Source organism: Sulfurivermis fontis, from assembly GCF_004001245.1.
In the GTDB taxonomy this organism is placed as follows: Bacteria; Pseudomonadota; Gammaproteobacteria; order Thiohalomonadales; family Thiohalomonadaceae; genus Sulfurivermis; species Sulfurivermis fontis.
The window spans coordinates 1,678,932-1,698,138 of sequence record NZ_AP018724.1 but is presented as its reverse complement, the minus strand read 5'-3'; the positions used below and the strand labels follow the sequence as shown (position 1 = coordinate 1,698,138).

17 protein-coding genes, 1 tRNA gene and 1 pseudogene are annotated in these 19,207 nt (G+C 61.6%); 12 read left to right on the top strand and 7 right to left on the bottom strand.

Translation table 11 applies throughout. The features are described from left to right. Nucleotides 1-38: 38 nt before the first annotated feature. Genes EP379_RS08655 through EP379_RS08640 form a run of 4 tightly spaced genes read left to right on the top strand, consistent with a single transcriptional unit; the run spans nt 39 to nt 5,497 of the window. Entirely contained in the window at nt 39-1,823 is a 1,785-nt protein-coding gene (locus EP379_RS08655) for an extracellular solute-binding protein (protein WP_127477424.1), read from the top strand. Continuing rightward, nucleotides 1,823-2,875, top strand: coding sequence for a microcin C ABC transporter permease YejB (locus EP379_RS08650; protein ID WP_127477423.1), 1,053 nt, complete (start codon nt 1,823-1,825; stop codon nt 2,873-2,875). The genes EP379_RS08655 and EP379_RS08650 overlap by 1 nt, the downstream gene beginning before the upstream one ends. Further along, nucleotides 2,872-3,891 (top strand): ABC transporter permease, encoded by a 1,020-nt coding sequence (locus EP379_RS08645; RefSeq protein WP_127477422.1) that lies wholly within the window; start codon nt 2,872-2,874, stop codon nt 3,889-3,891. The genes EP379_RS08650 and EP379_RS08645 overlap by 4 nt, the downstream gene beginning before the upstream one ends. Before the next feature lies 1 nt (nt 3,892). Beyond that, nucleotides 3,893-5,497 carry an ABC transporter ATP-binding protein gene (locus tag EP379_RS08640; RefSeq protein WP_127477421.1) on the top strand — a complete coding sequence of 535 codons (1,605 nt, stop codon included), beginning with the start codon at nt 3,893-3,895 and terminating at the stop codon, nt 5,495-5,497. Nucleotides 5,498-5,572: 75 nt separating this feature from the next. Here the strand turns inward: EP379_RS08640 and EP379_RS08635 are convergent, their stop codons facing one another. Together EP379_RS08635 and gloB are read right to left on the bottom strand one after the other, a co-directional pair. Next, nucleotides 5,573-7,195 (bottom strand): lytic transglycosylase, encoded by a 1,623-nt coding sequence (locus EP379_RS08635; RefSeq protein ID WP_127477420.1) that lies wholly within the window; start codon nt 7,193-7,195, stop codon nt 5,573-5,575. Between the two features lie 307 nt (nt 7,196-7,502). Next, nucleotides 7,503-8,276, bottom strand: coding sequence for a hydroxyacylglutathione hydrolase (gene gloB / locus EP379_RS08630; RefSeq protein ID WP_127477419.1), 774 nt, complete (start codon nt 8,274-8,276; stop codon nt 7,503-7,505). Nucleotides 8,277-8,313: 37 nt separating this feature from the next. On the opposite strand from gloB, the gene EP379_RS08625 reads away from it, so the two are divergent. The 5 genes from EP379_RS08625 (at nt 8,314) to EP379_RS08605 (ending at nt 11,969) form a co-directional block, all read left to right on the top strand. After that, nucleotides 8,314-9,126 (top strand): class I SAM-dependent methyltransferase, encoded by an 813-nt coding sequence (locus EP379_RS08625; RefSeq protein WP_127477418.1) that lies wholly within the window; start codon nt 8,314-8,316, stop codon nt 9,124-9,126. After that, nucleotides 9,110-9,568 (top strand): ribonuclease HI, encoded by a 459-nt coding sequence (rnhA, locus tag EP379_RS08620; protein ID WP_127477417.1) that lies wholly within the window; start codon nt 9,110-9,112, stop codon nt 9,566-9,568. The genes EP379_RS08625 and rnhA overlap by 17 nt, the downstream gene beginning before the upstream one ends. Continuing rightward, nucleotides 9,568-10,311: a DNA polymerase III subunit epsilon gene (dnaQ, locus tag EP379_RS08615; protein WP_127477416.1), complete on the top strand. Its 744-nt coding sequence runs from the start codon at nt 9,568-9,570 to the stop codon at nt 10,309-10,311. Before rnhA ends, dnaQ begins: the two co-directional genes overlap by 1 nt. Before the next feature lie 268 nt (nt 10,312-10,579). Beyond that, entirely contained in the window at nt 10,580-11,056 is a 477-nt protein-coding gene (locus tag EP379_RS08610; protein WP_127477415.1) for a chemotaxis protein CheW, read from the top strand. Between the two features lie 25 nt (nt 11,057-11,081). Beyond that, nucleotides 11,082-11,969: a chemotaxis protein gene (locus EP379_RS08605; RefSeq protein WP_127477414.1), complete on the top strand. Its 888-nt coding sequence runs from the start codon at nt 11,082-11,084 to the stop codon at nt 11,967-11,969. A 368-nt stretch (nt 11,970-12,337) separates the two neighbouring features. Here EP379_RS08605 and EP379_RS08600 read toward each other — a convergent pair whose 3' ends face one another. The 3 genes from EP379_RS08600 to EP379_RS08590 form a co-directional block, all read right to left on the bottom strand. Then, nucleotides 12,338-12,607: a cytochrome C oxidase subunit IV family protein gene (locus EP379_RS08600; protein ID WP_127477413.1), complete on the bottom strand. Its 270-nt coding sequence runs from the start codon at nt 12,605-12,607 to the stop codon at nt 12,338-12,340. A gap of 10 nt (nt 12,608-12,617) precedes the next feature. Next, nucleotides 12,618-13,205, bottom strand: a complete 588-nt coding sequence (locus EP379_RS08595; protein ID WP_127477412.1) for a cytochrome c oxidase subunit 3 family protein — start codon at nt 13,203-13,205, stop codon at nt 12,618-12,620. A 63-nt stretch (nt 13,206-13,268) separates the two neighbouring features. Further along, nucleotides 13,269-14,852, bottom strand: coding sequence for a methyl-accepting chemotaxis protein (locus tag EP379_RS08590; RefSeq protein ID WP_127477411.1), 1,584 nt, complete (start codon nt 14,850-14,852; stop codon nt 13,269-13,271). 401 nt (nt 14,853-15,253) lie between these two features. Here EP379_RS08590 and nosR point away from each other — a divergent pair, with 401 nt between their 5' ends. The 3 genes from nosR (at nt 15,254) to EP379_RS16690 (ending at nt 18,627) form a co-directional block, all read left to right on the top strand. Then, nucleotides 15,254-16,624, top strand: a complete 1,371-nt coding sequence (gene nosR, locus EP379_RS08585) for a response regulator c-di-GMP phosphodiesterase, NosR family (protein ID WP_127477410.1) — start codon at nt 15,254-15,256, stop codon at nt 16,622-16,624. Nucleotides 16,625-17,218: 594 nt separating this feature from the next. Further along, on the top strand, nt 17,219-17,542 hold the full coding sequence (locus tag EP379_RS08580; protein ID WP_197722767.1) for a metal-sulfur cluster assembly factor: 324 nt from the start codon (nt 17,219-17,221) through the stop codon (nt 17,540-17,542). Between the two features lie 5 nt (nt 17,543-17,547). Next, nucleotides 17,548-18,627 (top strand): hypothetical protein, encoded by a 1,080-nt coding sequence (locus tag EP379_RS16690; protein ID WP_127477409.1) that lies wholly within the window; start codon nt 17,548-17,550, stop codon nt 18,625-18,627. A 122-nt stretch (nt 18,628-18,749) separates the two neighbouring features. Here EP379_RS16690 and EP379_RS17015 read toward each other — a convergent pair. Together EP379_RS17015 and EP379_RS08565 are read right to left on the bottom strand one after the other, a co-directional pair. Then, nucleotides 18,750-18,848 (bottom strand): annotated as a pseudogene (locus EP379_RS17015) (DUF488 family protein, N3 subclade); the annotation flags it as partial. 181 nt (nt 18,849-19,029) lie between these two features. Then, nucleotides 19,030-19,104, bottom strand: a tRNA-Val gene (locus tag EP379_RS08565). Nucleotides 19,105-19,207: the final 103 nt, after the last annotated feature.

Here is a 19,207-nt window from a genome sequence, read left to right as displayed (position 1 = left end):
CATCACCGTCCCGGAGTGCACTGCGCTGAGCTGTGCCTATGCGATACCTTGCGCTGATCCTTCTCCTGCTGTGCAGCACAGCTCCGGTGTCTGCGGCACCAGCGCAGGCGCTGGGGTACACCCCGGCCTACGCACCGGGCTTTGCCCACTTCAACTATGTTAACCCGGAGGCCCCCAAAGGCGGCAGCGTCAATCTGGCCGCGGTGGGTGGGTTCGACAGTCTCAATCCGTTTACCCTCAAGGGCCAGGCTGCCGCCGGGCTTACCGAGTTGATGTTCGAAACCCTTATGGAGAGCAGCCTCGACGAGCCGTTCAGCCAGTATGGATTGCTGGCTGAGGATGTTGAATTGGCGCCGGACCGTCGCTCGGTGACCTACCGGCTGAATCCGCGTGCCCGTTTCCATGATGGCACGCCGGTGACCGCCGCCGACGTGAAGTTTTCTTTCGAAACCCTGCGCGACAAGGGCCATCCGCAGTACCGTTTCTATTGGAGTGATATTGAGCGGGCGGTGGTGCTGGATGAGCGCATCGTGCGTTTCGAGTTCGCCCGCGTCAACCCAGAGTTGCACATGATTGCCGGGCAGATCCCCATTTTCTCCCGTGCTTGGGTCGGCGACAGTGACTTTGACAAAATGGCACTGGTAGAGCCGCTCAGCAGTGGTCCCTATCGCATCGAGAAGTATGAACTGGGCAAGTACATAACCTTTGTGCGCAATCCTGACTACTGGGCACGCGACCTCAATGTGCGCCGCGGCATGTTCAATTTTGATCGGGTTACTTTCAAGTTCTACCGTGATTTCACCGTGGCACTGGAGGCATTCAAGGCCGGTGAATTCGATTTCAATGTCGAATACAATTCCAAGACTTGGGCACGGGATTATGTCGGTAGCAAATTCCGCGATGGCCGTATCGTCAAGACCGAGCTGGAACATCACAATAACGCCGGCATGCAGGGTTTCGTGTTCAACCTACGCCGCCCACAGTTTCGTGATATCCGTGTGCGCCGCGCCCTGTCGCTGGCATTCGATTTCGAGTGGTCCAACCGTCAGTTGTTCTACAACCAGTACCAGCGGTGTGACAGCTATTTCAGTAACAGCGAACTGGCATCACGCGGCGTGCCCACAGGCGCCGAGCTGGCCCTGCTGGAGCCGTTCCGTGCGCAATTGCCGGCGGAGCTGTTCCAGCGGCCGTGGTTGCCGCCGAGTACCGATCCACCGCACAGTCTGCGCGAGAATCTGCGTGATGCCAAAGCGCTACTGCATGCAGCCGGCTGGGAGTATCGTGACGGTGCGCTGCGCAACGGGCAAGGCGAGCCATTTCAGTTCGATATCATGCTGGTGCAGAAGGGTTTCGAACGTATCGTTGCGCCCTACGCACGCAATCTGGGCAAGCTTGGCATCACCGTGAGTTACCGTACGGTGGATCCGGCGCTATATCAGCGCCGTATAGATACCTATGACTTCGACATGGTGGTGGCCGGTTTCGGCCAGTCGCAGTCACCGGGCAACGAGCTGATGGGCATGTTCCATTCCTCGGCCGCGACGCAGGAAGGTACACGCAATCTCATCGGTATCCAGAATCCGGTAGTGGATGCCCTGGTGGAACAGGTGATCTACGCCCGCGACCGCGCCGCCCTTGTGACGGCAGTGCATGCTTTGGATCGGGTACTGCTGTGGGGAGAATACTTGGTGCCGCACTGGTACATCGGCACCCATCGCGTCGCCTACTGGGACCGCTTCGGTCGGCCGGAGAGATTGCCGCTGTATTACAACGCAGCGAATTGGATGCTGACTACCTGGTGGAGCGAGGAAGGACCGCACTGATGGCTGCCTATATCCTCAAGCGCCTGCTGCTGATGATCCCGACGTTGTTCGGTGTACTACTGATCACTTTCATCGTCATCCAGTTCGTGCCTGGTGGTCCGGTAGAGCAACTGGTTTCCCAACTCAAGGGGCAGGGGGTGCAGGGTGAAGCCAGTGCCGGTTTGCAGGGACTGTATCGTGGCGCACAGGGGTTGGACAGCGAACGGCTGACGGAACTCAAGGCCTATTACGGTTTCGACAAGCCGGCCTGGCAGCGTTTTATGGAGATGCTGGGTAATTACCTTACCTTCAACCTGGGGGACAGCTATTTTCATCATCAGTCGGTGTTACAGCTGGTGTTATCCAAGCTGCCGGTGTCCATCAGCCTCGGTATGTGGACTTTTTTCCTCACCTATCTGATTTCGGTGCCGCTTGGTGTAGCCAAGGCGGTACGCGATGGCACCCCATTCGACCTGGCTACCAGCACGCTGATCCTCATCGGCTACTCCATCCCCGGTTTTGTGCTCGGCATCACCCTGCTGGTGCTGTTCGGCGGCGGCAGCTTCTGGGACGTGTTCCCATTGCGTGGACTGACCTCGGACAACTGGGAGGAACTGTCAGTGTTCGGCAAGGTGCTGGATTATCTGTGGCACATGGTGTTGCCGGTCACCGCCTCGGTGGTGGGCAGCTTTGCGGTGATGACCATGCTGACCAAAAACAGTTTTCTCGAAGAGATTCGCAAACAATATGTGCTCACCGCCCGCGCCAAGGGGCTGAGCGAGAACGCCGTGCTGTACCGTCACGTGTTCCGCAATGCCATCATCCCGCTGATTACCGGTTTTCCCGGCGCCTTCCTGGCGGCGTTTTTCACCGGCAGCCTGCTCATTGAAACCATCTTCTCCCTCGATGGCATCGGCCTGCTGTCCTATGACGCGGTCATGAAGCGTGATTATCCGGTGGTAATGGGTACGCTGTATCTGTTCACTCTGATTGGTCTGGTGGGCAAGTTGCTCACCGATATCTGTTACGTGCTGGTCGATCCACGCATCCAATTCGAGTCGGTGAGGCAATGAACGAGTCGAGCAGCCGACGTGCATGGCGCCGCTTCAAAGCTAACCGCCGTGGCTACTATAGTCTGTGGCTGTTCGGTCTGTTGTTCATGTTGAGTCTGGGTGCAGAATTGTTGTCCAATGACAAGCCCATCATCGTGCATTATCAGGGCGAGTATTACTTTCCGTTGCTCGTCACCTATCCCGAGACCACCTTCGGCGGCGATTTCGCCACCGAGACCGATTATCTCGATCCGTTCATACGCGAACAGTTGCACGCAGGCGACAACTGGGCGCTGTATCCGCCCAATCCCTATCGCCACGACACCATCAACTATTTTGCCCAAGCGCCCAATCCGGCGCCGCCCTCGGCAGACAATCTGCTCGGTACTGACGATCGCGGCCGCGATGTCTTGGCGCGTCTGATCTACGGTTTCCGCATTTCGGTACTGTTCGGTCTGGTGTTGACCGCCATCGGTGTTGCCATCGGTATCCTGGCCGGCGCCATCCAGGGTTATTTCGGCGGCCGTATCGATTTGTTTGCGCAGCGCTTTATGGAAGTATGGGGTTCGATGCCGGAGCTGTATCTGCTCATCATCTTCGCCTCCATCTTCCAGCCCAGCCTGCTGCTGCTGATTGTCCTCCTCAGTCTGTTCGGCTGGATGGGGTTGGCCGATTATGTGCGTGCAGAATTCCTGCGCGGACGCAATATGGACTATGTGCGCGCGGCCCGTGCCCTGGGTGTGTCCAACCGCACCATCATGTGGCGCCACCTGCTGCCCAATGCCTTGACGCCGGTGATTACCTTTCTGCCGTTCCGCATCAGTGGTGCAGTGCTGGCGCTGACCAGCCTGGACTTCCTCGGCCTCGGTGTGCCGCCGACCACGCCCAGCCTGGGTGAGCTACTGGCCCAGGGCAAGGACAACATCGATGCATGGTGGCTGTCGATGACCACCTTCATCGTGCTGGTGGGGACCCTGATGCTGCTCATCTTCATCGGTGAGGCGCTGCGTTCGGCGCTGGACACGCGGCAGGGCTGATATGGAACCGCTACTGCAGATCGAGCAACTCAGCGTCGCTTTCGGTCCCACCGAGGCACGGCAACACGTGGTGGAGGAGGTGAGCTTCGCCATACATCCCGGTGAAAAGCTGGCGCTGGTGGGTGAGTCGGGTTCAGGCAAGTCGGTGACTGCTCTGTCCATCCTGCGTCTGCATGAGGCGCAGCGTACCGCCTACGGCGGCAGCATCCGCTTTGCCGGCCGTGAATTGCTGACGCTGTCCGAGGCAGAGATGCGCCATATCCGTGGCCGTGATATCGCGATGATCTTCCAGGAGCCGATGATTGCTCTCAATCCGCTGCACACCATTGGCCGCCAGATCATCGAGCCGTTGCTGCTGCATGAGGGACTGGACGGCAAGGCCGCACAGCGGCGTGCTATCGAGCTGCTCGGTCGCGTCGGTATTCCCGATCCGATGCAGCGCCTGGAGGCGTATCCGCACCAGTTGTCCGGTGGTCAGCGCCAGCGCGCGATGATCGCCATGGCTTTGGCCTGTCGACCCAAACTGCTCATCGCCGATGAGCCGACCACCGCGCTGGATGTCACTATCCAACGCCAGATCCTCGATCTGCTGGATGAGTTGCAGGCCGAGTTCGGTATGGCGGTATTGCTCATCACCCACGACCTCAACATGGTGCGCCATTTCGCTGGCCGCGTGTGCGTGATGCAGCGTGGCCGTCTGGTGGAGCAGGGCGCGGTAACCGAGCTGTTCGCCGCGCCGCAGCATCCCTATACACGGCAGCTGTTGGCCAGTGAGCTGGATGTGCTGCCGGCGGCGGAGGAGCGCGTGGCCCTGGCCGATCTGACGCCGCTGCTGGCGGCGCGGGAACTGTCCTGTCACTTTCCCATCAAGGCCGGTTTCTTCCGGCGCCAGGTGGGCGCGGTGCGGGCGGTGGACAGCGTGGAGCTGGAACTGCGTCCCGGCGAGACGCTGGGTGTGGTGGGCGAGTCTGGTTCGGGCAAGTCGACACTGGGCATGTGCCTGCTGCGCCTGCAGGATTGCCAGGGCGAGATTTATTTCGAAGACAGGCGGCTCGATACCTTGCAGCAGCGCGCCCTGCGGCCGTTGCGGCGCCAGTTCCAGGTGGTGTTCCAGGATCCGTACTCATCATTGTCGCCGCGCCTGACGGTGGAGCAGATCATCGGCGAGGGGCTGGAGCTGCATTTCCCCGAACTCGACGCGGCGGCGCGGCGTGAGCGCATCGTGCAGGTACTGGAGGAAGTCGGCTTGTCGCCTGACATACTGGCACGCTATCCGCACGAGTTTTCCGGTGGCCAGCGTCAGCGTATCGCCATCGCTCGCGCGGTGGTGCTGGAACCGAAATTGATTTTGTTCGATGAGCCGACCAGTGCATTGGATGTCTCGGTGCAGAAGCAGGTGCTGACTTTGCTGCGTGAGTTGCAGCGCCGGCACCGGATGAGCTATCTGTTCATTTCCCACGACCTCAAGGTGATCCGTGCCGTTGCTCATCGCGTGCTGGTAATGCATGAGGGCAGGGTGGTGGAGGCAGGAGAGACGGAGCGGGTGTTCGATGCGCCGCAGCATCCCTACACGCAGCAGTTGCTGGCGGCAGCGTTGTTCAAATGATCTGCCGAGTCCTCTCGGCGTATCATACCTGGGCCACGCGTGTATTCGCCCGCGAAGCGGGCTCCTACAGTGTCTTTATAGATTCTCCGATTGTCGGATAACGTCCACGTACAGGGTCAGGCGCTGACCCGGCTGCAGGTATTTCTTGCCGTCCAGTTTGTTCCAGCTGATCAGGTTGTCGACGCTGACGCGGAAGCGCTGGGAAATTGTGGCGAGGGAGTCACCGCTGCGCACGACATAGCCGATACGCTGGCGCGTGCTGCTGCTGAAGGGATGGGTGAAGCGTGCCGGATTGATGGCCGCCACAGTATCTGCCTTGGCATCGGTCCAGATCACCAGCGTGCGTCCTGGCAGCAGCGGATCGCGTGGCGCCATGCCGTTCCAGCGCGCCAGTTCGTTGACGCCGACGTCGTAGCGGCGTGCTATGCCCCATAGTGAATCACCATGCTTAACCTGATAGTCGATGCGGCGTCCTTCGCGCGGCTGGTTTTGGGTGGCGATGAGGCGCTGTTCCTCGCTGAGGCGGTAGCTGGCTAGTTTCTGGCGTGCCACCGGTATGGTAAGGTAGTCGCCGGCACGGATGGTGTTGCTGCGCAGGTTGTTGACGCTCTTCAGTAATTCGACCGTGGTGCGATAGTTCTGCGCGATCTGCAGCAGGCTCTCGCCACTCTTGACGCGATGGCGTTCCCAGCGCACACGCCGTTCCGGCGGATAGGCGGCCAGTTTTTGTTTGAATGTGTCCACACGCTCGATGGGCAGCAGCAGGTCGTATGGGCCGTCCGGGTCGGTGGCCCAGCGGTTGAAGCCGGGGTTGTACAGGTAGATATCCTCCAGCGAGATATCCGCCAGTTCGGCGGCGAGGGCCAGATCGATCTGTGAATCCAGTTCGACGCTGGTGAGGAAGGGCTCGTTGGGCACGGGGCCCAGGCTGACGCCATGGGCTTCCGGGTCCTTGATCAGACGGGAGATGGCCAGCAGCTTGGGGACATAGCCGCGCGTCTCGCGCGGCAGGTCCAAGGACCAGAAGTCCGTCGGTTTGCCGCGTGCTTTGTTTCGGGCCACGGCACGCTTCACGGTGCCTTCACCGGAGTTGTAGGCGGCAATGGCCAGTAGCCATTCGCCGTCGAAGTGGTCGCGCAGGTATTCCAGGTAGTCAAGGGCGGCGCGGGTGGAGGCGGCGACATCACGGCGACCGTCGTACCACCAGCTCTGTTTCAGGTCGAAGCGGCGGCCGGTGCCGGGGATGAACTGCCACAGGCCGGCGGCGCGGCCGTGGGAGTAGGCGAAGGGCTGGTAGGCGCTTTCCACCACCGGCAGCAGCACCAGTTCGGTGGGTAGGTTGCGTTCTTCAACGGCCTCGACCACCAGGTGCAGGTAGGGGCTGGCACGGGTCACCACGCGGTCCAGATAGCCCTGATGGCTGGCATACCACTCCAGGTCGGCGCGTACCCCGGGATGGTCATGATCGGGTAGGGTCATGCCTTCGCGGATGCGGTCCCAGATATCCAGCGGCGGCACGCAAATCTCACCGGACTGATCGGGCTGGCTCCACTGGATGGCGGCGATGGTCGTTGTGGCGGTGCGGTCTGTGCTTGGAGGGGCGTTCAGCGCCGGGGAGGCAGTATCGTGGCGCGCCTGTTGCGGCAGGCAGCCGTTCAGGGTCAGGACCAGCAGCGACAGGGACAGTATCCGGCGCATTGTTGTTCTCATCTCGGGCACAGGGTGCAATGGTAGGCCGTGGCCCGGGTACGGTTCAAGATTTAAGGAAGGTCTGAATAAGTCCATCCTGGACTTCTCAGCTCGCTCCCGCCCGTCCCTGGGCTCCGCGACATAAGTCCATCCGTGGACAAAACCACGCCAATCGAAAAGTGTGATTGTCGCTTGGCTTCATTTTCCAACGACTTATCGTCGTTGGAAAATGGCGGCACATCCCTGTGCCGCAGAAGCTCTGAACTTATTCAGAGCTTCCTTAACGCAGGATCTGCCGCTGGATGCGGTAGCGGCCTCAGTCGAGGGTGTCCTTCCAGTGGCGCACGGTGGCGAACACGCTGGCGCCGTCCGGCAGGGCGTGGCCGGCGAAGCCCTCGGCGGCGGTCACCACCTCCGGCACCCCGCAGCGCAGGAATGGGTTGGTCTTCAGTTCCTGCAGCAGCGGTGCCGGTACGGTGGCCTCGTGGCGGGCACGGCGGCGTGCCACTTCGTCGATGCGGGCGAGGATGTCGGGATTGTCCGGCTCCACCACCCGGGCAAAGCGCAGATTGGTGGCGGTGTATTCATGGGCGCAGTAGATCAGCGTGGCCTGGGGCAGGGCGGCGATGCGGCTCAGGGAGGCGTGCATCTGCTGCGGCGTGCCCTCGAACAGACGGCCGCAGCCGGCGGTGAACAGGGTGTCGCCGCAGAACAGGGCGCCGTGGCCGAGGTAGCAGACGTGGCCGCGGGTGTGGCCGGGGGTTTCCATGACCTCGAACTCCAGGCCCAGCGCTTCCAGTTCCAGCCGCTCCCCGTCGCTCACCGGATGGGTCATGCCCGGGATGCGTTCGCGGGCCGGGCCGTAGACCGGGATGTCATAGCGGGCAGTGAGGTCGCAGATGCCGCCGGTGTGGTCGCCGTGGTGATGGGTCACGAGGATGGCGGCCGGCTCCAGGCCATGGGTGCTTAGGTAGGCCAGTACCGGTTCGGCATCACCGGGGTCGACGATGGCGACGCGGCGGCTGCCGGGCAATCCGGGAAGCCAGATATAATTGTCGTCAAAGGCGGGAACGCAGCGGACTTCAAGCATAATGGGTGCATGGTGACAGGGGGCGGGGAACGGGTCAATGTGGGCTAGCGTCAGGCGTGTCTTGCAGTCCTACCGCTGCGGCCCGGGCAGCGAGGCGCGCGCCGGCCTGCGCCAGTGGTATGCCACACCCCTTGGCCAAAGTCTCGCCACCTGCGAGCAGCAACTGCTGGATGAAACCCTGTACAACCTGTTTGGCTACCACCTGCTGCAGGTGGGGGCGCCGCAAGGGCGCGACCTGACCACCGCCTCGCGCATTGCCCACCGCATGGTCTTGGTGGACACGCCTGCGGCTCTGCCAGGCGCTGCGGGTGCCGAGGGGTGTGCCGGGCTGCCGGAGTCCCTGCCCTTGGCGACGGACAGCATTGATCTGCTGTTGCTGCCCCATGTCCTGGCCTTTGCCGACGAGCCCCATCAGGTGCTACGCGAGGCTGAGCGCGTGCTGATTCCCGAGGGACATGTGGCCGTACTGGGGTTCAATCCGTGGAGTCTGTGGGGGTTGTGCCGGTTGTTGCTGGGCTGGCGGCGGCGTGCGCCGTGGTGCGGGCGTTTCCTGAGTCCGTGGCGGGTGAAGGACTGGTTGTCCCTGCTGGGCTTTGATACGGTGCTGCTGCGCCACGCCTATCACCGGCCACCGCTGCGCCACCCGGGCCTGCTGCAGCGCCTGCAGTTTCTCGAACGCTGGGGAGGGCGCTGGTGGCCGGTCCTTGGCGGCGCCTATCTGCTGGTGGCCAAGAAACGTGTCGCCACGCTGACCCCGATCCGCCCGCGCTGGCGCCCGCGCCGTGCCCTGGTGTCCGCCGGGCTCGCCGGTCCCACTGTTAGAAAGCAGGAACATGACGGAAAGTTGTAACGATATCGTGGAGATCTATACCGACGGCGCCTGTCGCGGCAACCCGGGCCCCGGTGGCTGGGGGGCGCTGCTGCGCTACAAGGGCAAGGAAAAGCGCCTGTACGGCGCCGACGCGCAGACCACCAACAACCGTATGGAACTGATGGCGGCCATCATGGCGCTGGAGGAACTGACGCGCGGCTGCAAGGTGCGCCTGACCACCGACTCGCAGTACGTGATGAAGGGCATCACCGAGTGGCTGGCCAACTGGCGCCGTCGCGGCTGGAAGACTGCCGACAAGAAGCCGGTGAAGAACGCCGACCTGTGGCAGCGGCTGGATGCAGCCTGCCAGCGCCATCAGGTGGAGTGGGTCTGGGTGCGCGGTCACAACGGCCACCCGGAGAACGAACTGGCCGATCAACTGGCCAACCACGCCATCGACGAAATGGAGGAGCAGGCCTGATGCGCCAGATTGTGCTCGATACCGAAACCACCGGCCTGGAGCCGGCCGATGGCCACCGCATCATCGAAATTGGCTGCGTCGAACTGATCAACCGCCGTCTCACCGGCAATACCTATCATCAGTACCTGCAGCCGGATCGCGAGATCGATGCCGGCGCCATCGAAGTACACGGCATCACCAATGAAATGCTGGCCGACAAGCCGCGCTTTGCCGATGTGGCGCGCGACTTTCTCGATTTCGTCAGTGGCGCCGAACTGATCATCCACAATGCCCCGTTCGATGTCGGTTTCATCAACCACGAACTGAAACTCCTGGGGGACGAGTGGGGCCGCATCGACGCCTTTTGCTCGGTGCTGGACACCCTGGCGATGGCGCGGCAGTTGCATCCGGGACAGAAGAACAATCTGGATGCCCTGTGCAAGCGCTACGGTATCGACAACACACACCGCGAACTGCACGGCGCGCTGCTCGACGCCGAGATCCTGGCCGATGTCTATCTGGCCATGACCGGCGGCCAGGCTACGCTGTCGCTGGGCGGCAGCGGCAACACCGGCACGACGGCCGCGCCTGAGGCGATCCAGCGGCTGGCCGGCCGGCCGGCACTGCGTGTGGTGCGCGCCAGCGACGAGGAACTGGCGGCGCACGAACAGCGTCTGCAGGCCATAGACAAGGCCAGTGGCGGCAGGTGTCTGTGGCGCAGTCTGGATGCCGCTGCGCTGGCGGTCCCGGGCGAGTCAGAGTAATCTCCTATACAATGTTTCTGTAAGTAATATTCTTAAGGAAGCTCTGAATAAGTTCAGAGCTTCCGCGGCACAGGGATGTGCCGCCAATTTTGAACGACGATAAGTCGTTGAAAATTGAAGCCAAGCGAAAATCACTCTTTTCGTTTGGCGTGGTTTTGTCCATGGATGGAATTATGTCGCGGAGCCCAGGGACGGGCGGGAGCGACCTGAGAAGTCCAGGATGGATTTATTCAGACCTTCCTTAAGAGCAAACTGGAGGAGCGCCTGCATGGCTCAGGAAATGAAGTCGCGTAGTGAGACGGTGTCGCGCTGGGTTACCTTCCGTCTGGGCAGCGAAACCTACGGCATCGATGTGATGCAGGTGCGCGAGGTGCTGCGCGGCACGGAGATATCCCCGGTGCCCGGCGCACCCGGCTATGTGCTGGGTATCATCAATCTGCGCGGCAACGTGGTCAGCATCATCGACACCCGCAGCCGTTTTGGTCTGCCGCCGCACGACATGGATGATGCCTCGCGTATCCTGATCCTGGAGGCGGGCGACCATGCGGTCGGCTTTCTGGTCGACAGCGTGTGCGAAGTGGCCGAACTGCGTTCCTCCGAGATCGAGTCCGCTCCCGATACCGGCGCCGGCGACGCGGCACGTTTCATCTCCGGCCTGTCCAACCGCAAGGAGGGCCTGCTGATCCTGGTGGATGCCAGCAAGCTGTTGTCCGACGAGGAGCTGTCCGAACTGGCGAGCTACTAGGCGCAGATGCGCCGCGGGAGGCAGCATGGTCAAGCAGTCCCACTCCGATGACCGTCTTGAGTTGCTGTTGTTCGATCTGGGCAGCAAGCAGCGCTTCGGCATCAACGTACTCAAGGTCAAGGAGATCATTCCCTGTCCCAGCCTGACCCATTTGCCGCAGGCCCATGTCGCGGTAAAGGGTGTCGCCCATCTGCGTGGTGCGCCGGTGACGGTGATTGATCTGGCCCGAGCCATCGGCCGCGGCCAGGTGCAGCAGGAAGGGACGTGCAACGGTTCCATTATCATCACCGAGTTCAACCGCAGCATGCAGGGCTTTCTGGTGCGCCAGGTGGATCGCATTGTGCACTGCGACTGGAAGAAGGTGCTGCCGCCGCCGGTGGGCACCGGACTCGGCAGCTATATCACCGGCGTCACCGATGTGGATGGCGAGTTGGTACAGATCCTCGATGTGGAGAAGGTCATCGGCGAGGTAATCGAGCCGGTGGAGGCCACGGGTGAGGTGCAGTTGGCTGAGGGGGAACGGGCGAAGTTGCAGGGGCGCCGCGTGATGGTGGTGGATGATTCGATGGTGGCCCGCCACCAGACCGCCAATACCCTGGAACCGCTGGGCATGGAGTGTGTGATGGTGCGCGACGGCAAGGAGGCGCTGCAGGCGCTGCAGGCGCAGGCCCGCGACGGCAAGCTGGTGGACATGGTGTTGTCCGACATCGAGATGCCGGAGATGGATGGCTACAGTCTGACACGCGAGATCCGCAACGACCCGGCGCTGCAGCATCTGTACGTGCTGTTGCATACATCGCTCAACGGTGCCATCAATACCGAGAAGGCCCATAAAGTCGGCGCCAACGACGTGCTTACCAAATTCGTTCCCGTTGACCTTGCCCATGCGGTGGCGCGCGCGATGAGGGCGTAGGTTGCGCGCAGCAGAGCTGCATCACCGTTGCTGCGGTCATGAATTGATGGGCACGCTGCGTTTGCGCGCACTGCAACCCTGACCTCATGACGCGACAGAACGTTTTCTCCACACCGCTGAACACCGCGCATGCCCAGACATTGTTGATTGCCCCGCGCCATGACCGCCGATTTTCAGCGTATGCACTATGACTGCCATGCCTGGGAACCGGACCACCGGGTGCGCTGAGTGGGTCAATGGTGCCGGCCTCCGGCTTTCTCCTTCGAGAGCGCTCGCATCGATGTGTGTCGGGAAGTCCAAAATGGACTTGTTCATGCCTTGCGTAAGCGACAACAAGCCGTGCATGGTGTCGAGCGGGAGCGTGGTTACTACAACTGTGCGTTGCTGAGCAGATAGGTGGTCGCCGTGGCAAGCGGCAGGATATAGAAATAGCCCTGCATCAGACGCCGGATCAGCGGATGGGCGTTTTTCAGTTCCATGAAATGATCAACTACCATGCGTCCCTTGAAGGCCATGGTGAGTGTGATGAGCAACATCAATACATAGCCGGGTTCGGTGGTTTCTCCCAGCAGAGATCCACCCAGCGTCAATATCACCAGCACTATCCACAGCACCGCAACGACTTGCTTATGGCTCATTGTTGCGCCCTCAACGCAGCAGATATAGCAGTGGGAAGATGATCAGCCACACCAGATCGGTTGCATGCCAGTAGGAGGCAAAGGACTCCATGCCTTCATGCTCTGTCGGGCTGTAGGCGTCGTCGTGGGTGCGGAAAATGATCCAACCCAGGCCGATCATGCCCCAGAAGACGTGCACCATGTGTGTCAGCGTCAGGTAGTAATAGACCGTGAAGAAGGCGCCATTGCCCGCTGTGACGCCGTGAGCGACGTTCCACTCGAATTCCAGATATTTGGTCACCATGTAGGCGACAGCCGAGGCCAATACCAGATAGAGAAAGCGCACGCTGAGGACCGGACGGTTCTGCCGGATGGCGATCACCGCGTTGACCACGAAATAGCTGCCGGAGATCATCCACAGGGTATTGAGTGTGCCGGCGAGGAGATTGAGATTGCCCGGGCCGCTGCGGAATTCCTGCGGAAAAAACACCCGTGCGGTGAAGTAGACGGTGAACAATACGGCAAATTCCGTCATTTCGCACAGAATACCCGCCCACATTCCCCGGTTGCCGGGGATGTGGCCAGCTGGAGGAAGCTGGTTGCAGTAGGCGCTAGTCATGGCTGTTCACCTCATGACAATTCGTCGCCAATATGGCAACGGGCTGTCACGGCGCAGCATAACTCAGCGGCGCTTGGACCAGAACTGCTGTGCCAGTTGTTGCAGGCTCATGGCCAGCTGGGCGACGTTCTGTGCTGCCTGTTCGCTTTCCGCGCCGGTATGGGCGTTGGAGTCGGAAATGTGGCGAATGGAGATGATGTTGCGGTTGATCTCTTCGCCTACGGCACTCTGTTCCTCCACAGCCGTGGCGATTTGCGCACTCATGTCGGTGATCACGCTGACGCTGCGGGTAATGCTGTCCAGCGAACTGGCGGCATGGCGCGCCTGCTCCACACTGCTGTCGGCCTGCTCACGGCTGTGCTGCATCACCTTTACGGCCGAGCGCGCGCCTTCCTGCAACTTCTCGATCATCGCCTGGATTTCCTGCGTCGACTTCTGCGTGCGTGAGGCCAGGGTGCGCACCTCATCGGCGACCACGGCAAAGCCGCGTCCCTGCTCGCCGGCACGGGCGGCCTCGATGGCGGCGTTCAGTGCCAGCAGGTTGGTCTGTTCGGCGATACCGCGGATCACATCGAGCACCGAGGTGATCTCGCTGCTGCGCGCTTCCAGCTGCTGGATGACGCCCGCTGCCTTTTCCACCTCTGCGGCGAGGCGACCGATGGCGGCGCTGGTGTCGGCTACCACCTGACGCCCTTCACGGGCTTCGGCGTCGGCCTTGTCGGCGGCATCGGCGGTATTCTGGGCGTTGCGCGCCACTTCCTGCACGCTGGCTGCCATTTCGGTAATGGCCGTCGCCACCTGATCGGTTTCGCTCTGCTGTTGGCGGATGCCCTCGCTGCTGTGCTCCACAGCGGTCACCAGATTATCGGCCGTGACGGACAACTGCCGCGATGCATCGGAGATACGTCCCACCACGGCGCCTGCTTCGGCCTCCAACATCTTCATGGCGAACATGATTTGGCCTGCCTCGTCCAGGCGATCGGTATAGATCAATTGCCCTATCGGATTGTTGGCAATGGTGCGGGCATGGGCCACAACCTGGCAGATCGGGGAGAGGGCCAGGGCGCCCAACAGACCGCCGACGGCCAGTGCCACGCCGCCGACAATGGCCGCCCCGAGGAGGGTCACAGCGCCGAAGACGACGCCGGCGGCAAGGCCCGCACCTACGCCCACGGCCACGGCAGCGACGGTCTTGGACTTGAGGCCGAGGCGCGGCATACGCAATGCCAGTGGTGTCCGGCTCGCCATCAGATCGGCGTAGACACGTTCCGCCCTTTGCACCAGTTCGCGCTTGGGTTTGGTACGTACCGACTGGTATTCCACCACCTGACCGTTGTGCAGGATCGGTGTGACATAGGCGCTGACCCAGTAGTGGTCACCGTTCTTGCAGCGGTTTTTCACGATGCCCATCCAGGACTTGCCGGACTTGACGGTGGACCAGAGATCCTCGAAGGCCGCCGGTGGCATTTCCGGGTGGCGCACCACGTTGTGGTTTTTGTGCATCAGCTCATCGATGGTGAAACCGCTGATGTTGATGAAGTCGTCGTTGACGTAGGTGATGGCGCCCTTGAGATCGGTGGTGGAGAGAATGTTGGCGCTGTCGGCGTAATTCACCTCATTGCCGGTGATCGGGAAGTTCTTTTTCATGTCATTACCTGTCGCTGAATGGACTGACCCTTCCTGGGCGGGACATAAAGAATCCCTGTCTCAGTCATGCATATCGGCTGAATTGGGACCAAGTGTATATCTTTCAGTATAAAATGTCAGAAAAATAACCCAATGCAAATACTTGGTTATTTTGCTGCAATACAGACGTTACCGCCTGCGCCGGGTGGGTGCCAGGGGGCTCTGGCGGACAGTAGTTTAGTCGCATAGTTTGTATGGGATTTATCGAGCAGATGGCCAGCCTGCCGGGTGGCGCCGAGCGGGGAGGCTGGTCTGTATCGGTGGTATTGTGGCAATGCTCGGTGGACGGGACATACTGACAAGGAAAAAGTCGTCGCAGGCCGTGATGCGGCCCGCTCATGACCAAGGCGCAGAGGCAAGTGATGGCAGCAGAGGAAAACGCAGTGGGGGCAGCCGTGCCGGCCAGCCAGGCGCCTGTCTCGATTTTGCTGGTGGATGACGAGGCCAACATCCTGGCGGCCTTGCGCCGCCTGTTTCGCCCGCTGGGCTATACGGTGCACAACGCCGAAAGCGGCGCGGCAGCGCTGGCCATCCTGGAGCAGGAACACATCGACCTGGTGATCTCCGACATGCGCATGCCGCACATGGACGGCGCGCAGTTTCTGGCCCAGGTAGCGCAGCGCTGGCCGCAGGTGGTGCGCATCCTGCTGACCGGTTATGCCGATCTCGATGCCACCGTCGCCGCCATCAATCAGGGACATATCTACAGTTATTTCAGCAAGCCGTGGGAAGACAATGAAATCAAGCTGGCGGTGCAACATGCCTTGGAGCAGAAACGGCTGCGTGAGGAGCACGATCGGCTGCTGGCGCTGACGCAGCGCCAGAACCAGGAGCTCAAGGACCTCAATGCCAATCTGGAGAAGATCGTCGCGGCACGTACCGAGGAGCTGCGCCAGACCAACATGTTCCTGGAGCTGGCCTATGAGCAGTTGCAGGAAAGCTACTACGCCGCCATTCCGGTGTTTGCAAATCTGGTGCAATTGCGTGAAGGGCCCGGCGGCGGCCACGGCAAGCGGGTCGGCGAGCTGGCGCGCGAGATAGCCGTCTCCATGGAACTGGATGAAGACGACGTACGCCATGTTTATTTCGCCGGGCTGCTGCACGACATCGGCAAGCTGGCCTGGCCCGATGACTTGTTGCGCCTCCTTCCCGCCAACCTGAATGCCGCCCAGCGCAAGGTGGTGGAGAAGCACCCCATTACCGGGCAGGCGATCCTGATGGGGATGGAGCCTTTGTCGAAGACGGGGCTATTCATCCGGCACCACCACGAGCAGTACGACGGCAAGGGGTATCCTGACGGACTCTATGGCGAAAAGATCCCGCTGGGTGCGCGCATCGTGGCCGTTGCCAATGACTATGACGGCTTGCGTGCCGGCACGCTGCTGGGTGAGGAGTTGAGTCCGCTCGATGCCCGTACCTTTCTGCTGCAACGGCGCAACAAGCACTATGACGGGACTGTGGTCGACGTCTGTATCGCCGTGCTCGATGCGCGCGAACGCGGCGAGGGGATGATACGCGAGTTGCGCCTGGCGCCGGCGGAGTTGCGGGCGGGAATGGTCTTGTCGCGCGACCTGCTGGGGCACGATGGCGTGCTGCTGTTGACCAAGGGCTACAAGTTGAACGATATCCTGGTGCACAAGATCAGGGAACTTCAGCAGGATGAAAAGCAGGAGTTCATCGTTCATGTTCTGGCGGAGGGAGGTGACGATGTACCGCATTCTGCTGGTGGATGAAGAACCGGGCGCTTGCGCACGCTGTAACGGCTGCTGAAGTCGCCTCGTTACACCAGCGAATCGTTCGCTGCCGCGGAGCTGGCGTTGCGTCGTGTCCACTCGGTCACCTTGCCAGTAGATGCAGATCAGCTGCCAGGAGGCGGTGATGCGCGAGCTGGAGCGTACTCATCTGCAGATTGTGCGCGTGACCTGGGGTGAGGATAGTCCGGTGCCGCAGAAGCTCTGAATAAGCTCAGAGCTTCCGCGGCACAGGGATGTGCCGCCATTTTTCAACGACGATAAGTCGTTGAAAAATGAAGCCAAGCGAAAATCACACTTTTCGCATGGCGTGGTTTTGTCCACGGATGGACTTATGTCGCTCAGCCCAGGGAGGAGCGGGAGCGACCTGAGAAGTCCAGGATGGACTTATTCAGACCTTCCCTAAGGGATGCTGAGGCCCAGGCGCAATACCGCGCGGGATAGTGGCTGCACCGTAAGCTATGCGCTCACTGCATCGTGTTGCCCATTGGCCGGTTGTCCTTGATCAAGTACGCCGGTGGCGGCATTGGCTAGATTCATAGCCTCCCGGCTATCGTGAACCATGGTGAGTGTTAGATGACCGAATCCCCGCCAACCATGCCGGACGAGGCCACCGTGCTGGCGGCCCTGCGTACCGTGAACGACCCCGAGGTGGGTATGAATGTGGTCGACCTCGGTTTGGTCTACGGCCTGACCATCGAGCCCGGACGCGTCGCCGTTGACCTCACCATGACCACGCCCGCCTGTCCGCTGGGCGAGATGATCACCGATGATGCCCGGCGTGCGCTGACGGCGGTGACGCCGCAGGGGACGACGGTCGAGGTGCGCCTGGTATGGGAGCCGGCGTGGAGCCCCCAGCGGATGAGTGTCGAGGCGCGTCGGCGCTTTGGTTGGGAGTGAGCACGATGCCTGGTCGGGTGGGCGATCTGCCGGTCGCACTGCGCGTGCCCTTGTTGATCCTGGGCTTTCTGTCCCTGCTCAGCGGCATCCTGGGTGGGCTGGCGCGGCTGGGCTGGGCGGTACCGCTGCCGTCGGCGCAGGCGCTGGCGCTGCATGGCCCGCTGATGATCTGCGGCTTCTTCGGCACGGTGATAGGCCTGGAACGTGCCGTGGCCCTGGGACGGCGCTGGGCCTATGCCGCGCCACTGATGTCTGGCGCCGGCGGCGGTGTGCTCCTGCTGGGCGGGCCGTGGCAGGCCGGGGCCATCCTGCTGAGCGGCGGCAGTGCGCTGTTGCTGACGGCAACCCTGCGCGTCGTGCGCCGTCAACGTGAGCTGTTTACCGTGACGCTGGCCCTGGGCGCGGCCAGCTGTCTGCTCGGTAATCTGCTGTGGCTGGGCGGGGCGCCACCGTCGCAGGTCGTGGCGCTGTGGGGCAATTTCCTGGTGCTCACCATTGCCGGCGAGCGTCTGGAGCTGTCGCGCTTCCTGCCGCTGTCGCAGCGCGCACGGCAGGTTTTCCTGCTGGTCGTGCTGCTGCTGTTGTCGGGCAGTGTGGCGGTAGTGCTGCAGCGAGCGGAGCTGCTCTATGGACTGGGGCTGTTGGCCTTGGCATTGTGGCTGCTGCGCCAGGATATCGCCCGCCGCACCGTACGTGAGCATGGGTTGACCCGCTTCATCGCGGTGTGTCTGCTGTCCGGTTATGGCTGGCTGGCGCTGTCCGGGGTGATTCTGCTGGCCAGTGGCGGCCTGCACGCTCCCGGCTACGATGCGGTGCTGCATGCGCTGCTACTGGGTTTCGTGTTCGCAATGGTGTTCGGCCATGCGCCGATCATCTTTCCCGCCGTGGTGCACGTACGTATGCCCTGGCACTGGACCTTTTATCTGCCGCTGTTGGTGCTGCACGCCTCGCTGCTGTTGCGGCTGGCCGGCGACGTTCTGGCCGATACTCGCCTCGTCGCCCTGGGTGGCGTGGCCAATGCCCTGGCCCTACTGCTGTTCATCCTCAGTACCATCAGCAGCGTGATCCGTGGCGCCCGCGAATAGGTCGGCAGCGCTTTTTTCAGCAGTTTCAGATATGGGTTCACTACAGCGGCATTGTTGTGTCGCCGGTCATTGACAGCATCGAGCAGGGCGACGATGGCTGGACGGGACCGCTGCGCCAGCGGGTGTAGTCCAGCAGATGCTATTGCCTCCTTCAGCCATTCATCCTCGCGCAGTGCCTCCCGCCGCAATCCGCGTGGCCACAGCCGTTCGACCAACACGCGATAGCCATCGCCGGCCTATGCCGTTTGATGGGCGCTTGTGAGGAGTGAGGCATGGTATCTCTCCTCCTGACACATCAGTGCCGCGGGCAGAGTGCATCCCCGGCGGGGACGAGGTATGCCATGAAAACACCAAGCCCCGCACGGGGCGGGGCTTGACTGAGTATAACTGATTGATTTTATTTGGTGGGCGGTACAAGGCTTGAACTTGTGACCCCTGCCGTGTGAAGGCAGTGCTCTACCACTGAGCTAACCGCCCGTCGAGAGGGTCGCTATCATAATAAGGCCCTTGGTTAGCGTCAAACTCTTTTTCGTTCTGCGCCGGCGTCGTTGCCGGAGGGTATAATGGCCGCCTTTTTGCG

Bases quoted from the DNA above. Each gene is read 5' to 3' on its own strand.
- EP379_RS08580 (WP_197722767.1), top strand. From the start codon at position 17,219: ATGACCGAATCCCCGCCAACCATGCCGGACGAGGCCACCGTGCTGGCG.
- EP379_RS08640 (WP_127477421.1), top strand. From the start codon at position 3,893: ATGGAACCGCTACTGCAGATCGAGCAACTCAGCGTCGCTTTCGGTCCC.
- rnhA (WP_127477417.1), top strand. From the start codon at position 9,110: ATGACGGAAAGTTGTAACGATATCGTGGAGATCTATACCGACGGCGCC.
- EP379_RS08600 (WP_127477413.1), bottom strand. From the start codon at position 12,607: ATGAGCCATAAGCAAGTCGTTGCGGTGCTGTGGATAGTGCTGGTGATA.
- EP379_RS08590 (WP_127477411.1), bottom strand. From the start codon at position 14,852: ATGAAAAAGAACTTCCCGATCACCGGCAATGAGGTGAATTACGCCGAC.
- dnaQ (WP_127477416.1), top strand. From the start codon at position 9,568: ATGCGCCAGATTGTGCTCGATACCGAAACCACCGGCCTGGAGCCGGCC.
- EP379_RS08645 (WP_127477422.1), top strand. From the start codon at position 2,872: ATGAACGAGTCGAGCAGCCGACGTGCATGGCGCCGCTTCAAAGCTAAC.
- EP379_RS08635 (WP_127477420.1), bottom strand. From the start codon at position 7,195: ATGCGCCGGATACTGTCCCTGTCGCTGCTGGTCCTGACCCTGAACGGC.
- EP379_RS08610 (WP_127477415.1), top strand. From the start codon at position 10,580: ATGGCTCAGGAAATGAAGTCGCGTAGTGAGACGGTGTCGCGCTGGGTT.
- nosR (WP_127477410.1), top strand. From the start codon at position 15,254: ATGGCAGCAGAGGAAAACGCAGTGGGGGCAGCCGTGCCGGCCAGCCAG.
- EP379_RS08650 (WP_127477423.1), top strand. From the start codon at position 1,823: ATGGCTGCCTATATCCTCAAGCGCCTGCTGCTGATGATCCCGACGTTG.
- EP379_RS08655 (WP_127477424.1), top strand. From the start codon at position 39: ATGCGATACCTTGCGCTGATCCTTCTCCTGCTGTGCAGCACAGCTCCG.
- EP379_RS16690 (WP_127477409.1), top strand. From the start codon at position 17,548: ATGCCTGGTCGGGTGGGCGATCTGCCGGTCGCACTGCGCGTGCCCTTG.
- gloB (WP_127477419.1), bottom strand. From the start codon at position 8,276: ATGCTTGAAGTCCGCTGCGTTCCCGCCTTTGACGACAATTATATCTGG.
- EP379_RS08595 (WP_127477412.1), bottom strand. From the start codon at position 13,205: ATGACTAGCGCCTACTGCAACCAGCTTCCTCCAGCTGGCCACATCCCC.
- EP379_RS08605 (WP_127477414.1), top strand. From the start codon at position 11,082: ATGGTCAAGCAGTCCCACTCCGATGACCGTCTTGAGTTGCTGTTGTTC.
- EP379_RS08625 (WP_127477418.1), top strand. From the start codon at position 8,314: ATGTGGGCTAGCGTCAGGCGTGTCTTGCAGTCCTACCGCTGCGGCCCG.